General features: G+C 61.5%; 6 protein-coding genes. 4 read left to right on the top strand and 2 right to left on the bottom strand.

What is annotated here, in order from left to right:
- The first annotated feature begins 1,222 nt into the window (after positions 1–1,222).
- The 3 genes from ACIPUD_RS26705 to ACIPUD_RS26695 all read left to right on the top strand — a co-directional run bounded on the left by ACIPUD_RS26705 (position 1,223) and on the right by ACIPUD_RS26695 (position 2,300).
- Positions 1,223–1,441: a hypothetical protein gene (locus ACIPUD_RS26705; protein ID WP_085351389.1), complete on the top strand. Its 219-nt coding sequence runs from the start codon at positions 1,223–1,225 to the stop codon at positions 1,439–1,441.
- Positions 1,442–1,644: 203 nt separating this feature from the next.
- Positions 1,645–1,866, top strand: a complete 222-nt coding sequence (locus ACIPUD_RS26700) for a hypothetical protein (RefSeq protein WP_026232889.1) — start codon at positions 1,645–1,647, stop codon at positions 1,864–1,866.
- 53 nt (positions 1,867–1,919) lie between these two features.
- Positions 1,920–2,300 carry a hypothetical protein gene (locus tag ACIPUD_RS26695; RefSeq protein ID WP_018455151.1) on the top strand — a complete coding sequence of 127 codons (381 nt, stop codon included), beginning with the start codon at positions 1,920–1,922 and terminating at the stop codon, positions 2,298–2,300.
- Positions 2,301–2,552: 252 nt separating this feature from the next.
- Here the strand turns inward: ACIPUD_RS26695 and ACIPUD_RS26690 are convergent, their stop codons facing one another.
- Both ACIPUD_RS26690 and ACIPUD_RS26685 read right to left on the bottom strand, forming a co-directional pair.
- Complete coding sequence (locus tag ACIPUD_RS26690; RefSeq protein WP_026233559.1) at positions 2,553–3,470, bottom strand: NADP-dependent oxidoreductase; 918 nt, start codon at positions 3,468–3,470, stop codon at positions 2,553–2,555.
- A 364-nt stretch (positions 3,471–3,834) separates the two neighbouring features.
- Positions 3,835–4,647, bottom strand: coding sequence for an aminoglycoside phosphotransferase family protein (locus tag ACIPUD_RS26685; protein ID WP_446481845.1), 813 nt, complete (start codon positions 4,645–4,647; stop codon positions 3,835–3,837).
- 212 nt (positions 4,648–4,859) lie between these two features.
- Here ACIPUD_RS26685 and plsY point away from each other — a divergent pair, with 212 nt between their 5' ends.
- Positions 4,860–5,543 (top strand): glycerol-3-phosphate 1-O-acyltransferase PlsY, encoded by a 684-nt coding sequence (gene plsY / locus ACIPUD_RS26680; protein WP_018458341.1) that lies wholly within the window; start codon positions 4,860–4,862, stop codon positions 5,541–5,543.
- Positions 5,544–6,000: the final 457 nt, after the last annotated feature.

The following is a 6,000-nucleotide window of genomic DNA, read 5'->3' as shown; positions in this document are numbered from 1 at the left end:
GTTGGCTCTTGTGCAATGGTTGGTGCTCCGCCACGAACTTCCAGATCAGCACGTCCTCGATCATCGGATCGTCGCCAGCTACGCACCAATTGCCCCGCTCGTCACGATGAGCTGTCGCCTATTGCTTTGCCGTGTCGCCAGCCGCGGCGTTCTACCGCGCGAGCGGTTTAGTCCTGTGGACCCAAAGCGGACTCCAGCGCATCGCGCTGCCCCTGAGGGAGCGGCGCGCGTTAACCGCGCTGAAGCAGCGACACCCTGCCGCAGTGAGGCTGACATATTAATCCGCTATTTTACCTCTGGTAGTCTTTCACTTTTGCTACTCGCGCTCTTTTTGCTCTGACGCCGTCCTGATAGTGCTTTTTGTGCTGCGCAGGACATTTATGCGAGGCTCTCGCGCAATCCTTTACGTCGAACAACTTAGCGAACTCACGTCTCAGCTCTCAGAATTGGAAGATCTTCGAGGTCTGGTCGAAGAAGCAGAGCGCAGCGCCCGCGGTGTGCCCCCAATACGCTTGACACATCCTGCTTCGCGCCGCCTTCGAACTCGTGAACCAGGCGTCCTGTCTGTCCGCCTCCGTCGCCGCGCACCACCAAGCTGGAATGCAGGCGCTATCAGCTCCCCTGACAACGACAACCAAGTCGATCGGACTTTGCTGGTGCCATTCCCCGACGCATGGTGGGCTTCCTCCTAAAAGCTCTCCAAGCGCTCGCCTTCACTCCTGCTGAGAAGGAGGGGACGAGAGCCAGGGAAGCGCCAGCAATGATAAGCGACTTCGCACGTTGATACGCATCGCCGGCCGAGAGCCTAACCGTAGGCGTCGGTGGCTGAGAGACAATTCCGCGCTCCCGCCTGCATGTTAGGAGCGCAAAATGGCCGAAGAATTCAGCGCCTAGACACGTGCCTGCTCGAGCGAGCCAACGAACCATCGCTCAAAGTCGTCACTTAGCCACGGAACATCGCGCACTCGTCCCTGAGTGCGAACTAAATCTCCGATACAGGCTGCTCAACATAGTCACCCTGCATACTGATGACCGGAGATTGCCGGGTCCGCGCACCTGACGACGCTTGAGGGCTTCGGTCCGCTGCCCCTGAGGGAGTTCCGAAAAGTGGGAAGCCGGACGAAACTTATTGTCGCACTTTGTGACCGGGCTTATTAACATGGTTCAATTGATTTAATAATATTTAAGGTATTTAATCTCTGTGCCAGCTCCGGAGAGACCCATGCCCGACGAAGACGATGACCGCCGCGAATTTCTGAAGACCTGCGGAAAGTTCGCGGTGGTGACACCTCCAGCCATAACGCTGCTGCTCTCCACCTCCCTCACGTCCGATGCAATTGCTAAATCGGGTGCGAGCGCGGTCCATCACCACGGCAACAATGGCTGGGGTAACGGCGGCGGCGATGGTAGTCCCAACGGCAAGGACGACAGAGGCCGCTGAACATTTGTAGGCGGAACGGCAGTTTGGAACGACTCGTCAGTTACCAAGTTTTCCCAATGCCCATCCCCAAGTGGGTGATTCAGTCGGGCCCCAGCTCTTCCCCCATTGCCCCCCGGGAGCTGGGGCCCATTTTGTTGCGCCTTCCGGCGCCGGTTTCGGAGCTTCGACAACATTCAGTCATGAAGCAACAAGGAGGGATCCGCATGCCGATCCAAGTCGTGATGGACAGTACCGGCGACAGCCGTCACTTTTTCGACGCCAACGATGCACGAGAAGTAGCCAAGGCGGAGCAGCGATTCCGCGAGCTGAGGAACGTCGGCTTCACCGCCGCGGTCCGGACCGGTTCAAATCAGGTGTCGCAGATCCGATCGTTCGACCCCACTGCGGAAGAAACTCTCTTCTTCCCCAGGCTGGTCGGCGGCTGAATCGCTGAGCCGTGTGGCTGTTCAGGCCGTCCCGGCCGGGTGAACGCTCACGGATGAGGGCTGCAAAGGCGCTGTTCATTAGACACGGCGCCGAGAGCACTCCCGAAGGACGCGCGCTGCTGCTGCTGCGGCATTGCCTCTCGCCCCTCCAGCGGCGGCAATTCACGCAAACAGGCTATTTCGATGTGGTCGGCGGCGATACGGGCAACCGCTATAGGATCTATGCGGGAGCGGCTGCGAATGTCTGCGAGATCGGCGAAAACGGTCGCCCAAAGATCGGCTTGTGCTTCCTGCCCGTTGGCGATCTTCCGATTGGCGACGTCATGCTGGCCCAGAAGATCGCGCTCGAAACGTGCGAGGCCAGCGCGCTCGCGGTAGCCCGAAAGTTCACTCCCAGCGGTTTCTTGTTCAGCCGGTCCCGCCCGCTTCGCTAGCCGCGGTGTTGCGTCAGTCAAGTTTGGGTGTCGGTGACGTCGCCCATTGGCCCATCTGCGACCTCGAAGGCCTTCAGGTCTGCGGCCGATGTTGGCGGTAAACCGGACATCTGGCGGGCGGCCGCGTAATGAGTACACGCCCTAGGCAGGGCGGAAGCGCATGCTTCGTCTCCATCGCGGCGGATAATCCAGCAGGCATCCGAGCTGCTGGTGATCGCCGGCCGGCTGCGTGCATCAATGGGCGTGCGTCCCTCAGGGGCGAATGTGGATAATCGTATTCCCCTTGCGTCGCTTGGTCGGATTTAACGCGGCGACGGCATCATCGAGGGTCGAGACGTTGCCGATATTCGTCCGCAGTCGTCCGTCCCGCACCCGCCGTACGATCTCACTCAGTTGGGCTCGATCGGACTCGACGACGAAGTCGACCGCCAGACCATCGGAGGGCCGCGTCTCGGCCGGCCCCACGACGGTCACCAATGTTCCTCCGGCTCGAATCAGTGCTGCGGATTGCTTCTGGATGTCACCGCCGATGACATCGAACACCAGATCGACTTTGCCCACGTCCTTCAGGGTATCGTTGTCGAGGTCGACGAACTCCTTCGCGCCGAAGTCGAGCACCGTCTGACGGTCGGCGGCGCGTCCAGAGCCGATGACGTAGGCGCCGGCCTCTCGTGCGAGTTGCGTCACCATCGATCCGACTGCGCCGGCCGCGCCGTGTGCGAGGACGCTTTGCCCCGCCTGAAGGCGGCCGTGTTGGAACAGCCCTTGCCACGCTGTCAGGCCCGAGACCGGCAGGCTTGCGCCCGCCGTGAAGTCGACGTCGCCCGGGAGCGGCGCAAGGTTGCGTGCCTCGATCGCCACATACTCGGCCAGCGTGCCGTCGCGATACCAGTCCGCGAGGCCGAACACCCGCTGTCCGACTGATAGTCCCGTCGTGCCATATCCGAGGGCGGAGACCACTCCGGCCAGCTCGTGCCCAGGGATCGACGGTGTTCGGTCACGTTCGAGGCGATCGGTCCAGGTCGAGGGCCACGCCAGCTCAGTCGGTACAAATCCCGACGCATGAACCTGAACGACGACGTCGTTTATCGCTGCCTGCGGCTCGGGCCGGTCCATGAGCTTCATCCCGGCCCTTCCTGCGGCCTGGTCCGTTACAACGATCGCCTTCATGGGAATTATCTCCTCGGTCATTTGTCTCTCGAATAATGCAGAGAGCTTGGTCGCACCGGCTATCCACAGAATGCCAGGCTGTGTGGAACTCCTGTCTCCGTGCGCAATCTCCGCTCTCCGCATTGACCGGGGCTCCCACTCATCCTGATCGATCGGGATCGCTCCGGTCGCCGGTCGTCAGCGAATAGATGCGTTGCGCCCGGCTATAAAACAGGACCAAGAATGCCGATTTTGGCTGTACCAAGCGCGAGGGCCGCCTTCCGATACAGCCCGATTGTGCCAAACGGCTCCACTGGCTGCCGAGATTTGCTCGGTGATCGAGAGCGCCTTGAGACGGCGAACAGGAATCTAGATTGCGGACGGTTCAGTCTTTCGGGCGCAGCCCCGCTTCGATGCGCTGGATCAGTTGCTCCCGCAGCGCAGGCACCACGTTTCCGAGGACGACGAAGGTGCGGACGATAGGCAAATACGGCTCCATTGCCGCCGTCAGCTCCGCCAGAGACATGCCGGCCAGCCGCGCATATTCGGATTGCGCCGCCGCATTGGTCGCGCGCGGCCGCTCCGGATTGTCGGCTATTTCCGGGCCGAGCTCGGACAGGATGACATGCAAGAACCCAAGATCGAGGGCGGCGGGCTCGCGCATCGCGAAGGTCCAGTCGACGAGCTTGGGGCCTTCCGCAGTCATGATCACGTTGCCGGGGCTAAGGTCGCAATGGCAAAGCCCGTCGCCGGTCGACAGGCGATCGATCAGGGTGAGGATGTCAGTGGCGACGTGCTTCGGGACCTTGCCGTCGTCGTGCCGCAACTCGCTCTCCATATACGCGCGCATGGAGGGGAGCTCCGGCGGTGGCGACGTCTTGTGAAGAGACATGGCCAGAGCCGCGATGATCGCGCCCGCCTGTTCGAACGTCACCGCGCCGGTCCGCGAGAGATGCCGCAGGGTCGGTCCGTCGAGGCGCTCCAGCACGATGCCGAAGCGCCCGTCCAGCGTCACCTCTCCCAACACCGCCGGCACGGGGACGCCGGCGGCGTGCACGGCGCGGATCATGCGTACCTCGTGTCGGCCGAGCAGATGAGAGACGCCGGCCTTAAACAGCTTCACGACCTGACCGGGCGCCCAGGCGTAGGCCTCGGAGAAGGCGCCTTCACCGATCTTTTCCCCCAGCGATCCCTGCATGTCCGTTCTCCGCCGCGCAGATGAAACACCGGCGGCGAGAAAAAAGGAACCCTTCCCGTCGCGGGGGCAGCCGGACATTATCATCGCGTTTCAACCTGCAGAGACCTTCGATCGCAGTCGCAGCCTCGGGGCCGTGATCGGCCACTTGTGACGTATAGCGGTCAGACGAAGTCGCGGATAAAACAGCGTTCAAGAAACTGGATCCAAAACCCATGGCTTTTTGGACAGCGGGCGCGGTTGGGTTGTTGATCGCCTATCTCCTTGGCTCGGTCCCCACGGGCTATCTGGCGGGGAAGCTGCTCAGGGGCATCGACATCCGAAGGCATGGCTCCAAGTCCACCGGGGCAACGAATGTCTTGCGCACTCTCGGCAAAGGGCCTGCCTTGTTCGTGCTCGTCGGCGATGTGCTGAAGGGCGTGGGTGCCATCGTCGTCGCGCGTTCGTTCTGCCCTTGGCTGTACGCGGAAATATCCCCGCCGCCGACAGCGTCTGATCTGCAGGTCTGGGTGCCATGGGCTGTTTGTCTGGCTGGACTTGCTGTGCTGTTGGGACATAGCCGATCGATCTGGCTGAACTTCACGGGCGGCAAGTCGGCTGCGGCGGGGCTCGGTGTGTTGCTGGCGATGTCTTGGCCCGTCGGATTGGGGGCTGCAGCCGTCTTTGGCTTCGTGCTGGCTATGACCAGGATCGTTTCCTTGAGCTCGATGCTCGCGGCGTTGACGGCAATCGTTCTTGTCTGTGCGGTCGAGCACCCATTGCCGTATCGGTTGCTGGTGATCGGAGGCGGCCTCTACGTGATCATCCGCCATCGTGCCAACATCCAAAGGCTTTTGGCGGGAACGGAGCCGCGTCTGGTTCGAAATGGCCAAGGTACGAAAGCGGAAGCGCAGGTCTAGCAGACGACTTATTTGCCGCGCTATTGAGGTTGCAGCAACGCTCAGTTGTCGAACGGAGCTGAGCGATATCAATTCACAATAGCGAACCCAACGGAGGGAACATGGCCTTCAGATCAGCGAGCTTTGTCCTCAACGCTGGAACATGGGAGGCCAAGGTAGGAGACCGTCCGTTTCACGGTTATTACTCATCCATACTGACCAGCGAAAATGGACAACTGAGGATCATCGAAGAAACGGTTGCAGTCGCAGCGCCCTGATCGTCTCGCGTGATCAGCCGAAGCGGGAGCGCATAGCGGAGGCGACAGTTCCAGAAGCACGCTTGCTCGCGCTCTCGTGCCCCGGCGCAGCGCGGCGCTTCTTTAGCGGTGCGTTGCAGAGCCGGGGCCCAGTCGCTGGTTGTATTGTGTGGCTTTCTGGGTCCCGGTTCTGCGCAGCAACGCCTGCGCGTTGCAGCGCG

It is taken from the genome of Bradyrhizobium sp. CAR08, assembly GCF_052871955.1.
Note: the sequence above shows the minus strand (reverse complement) of the source record. Positions and strands in the feature narration are given on the sequence as shown.

Bases quoted from the DNA above. Each gene is read 5' to 3' on its own strand.
- ACIPUD_RS26705 (WP_085351389.1), top strand. From the start codon at position 1,223: ATGCCCGACGAAGACGATGACCGCCGCGAATTTCTGAAGACCTGCGGA.
- ACIPUD_RS26700 (WP_026232889.1), top strand. From the start codon at position 1,645: ATGCCGATCCAAGTCGTGATGGACAGTACCGGCGACAGCCGTCACTTT.
- ACIPUD_RS26695 (WP_018455151.1), top strand. From the start codon at position 1,920: ATGAGGGCTGCAAAGGCGCTGTTCATTAGACACGGCGCCGAGAGCACT.
- ACIPUD_RS26690 (WP_026233559.1), bottom strand. From the start codon at position 3,470: ATGAAGGCGATCGTTGTAACGGACCAGGCCGCAGGAAGGGCCGGGATG.
- ACIPUD_RS26685 (WP_446481845.1), bottom strand. From the start codon at position 4,647: ATGCAGGGATCGCTGGGGGAAAAGATCGGTGAAGGCGCCTTCTCCGAG.
- plsY (WP_018458341.1), top strand. From the start codon at position 4,860: ATGGCTTTTTGGACAGCGGGCGCGGTTGGGTTGTTGATCGCCTATCTC.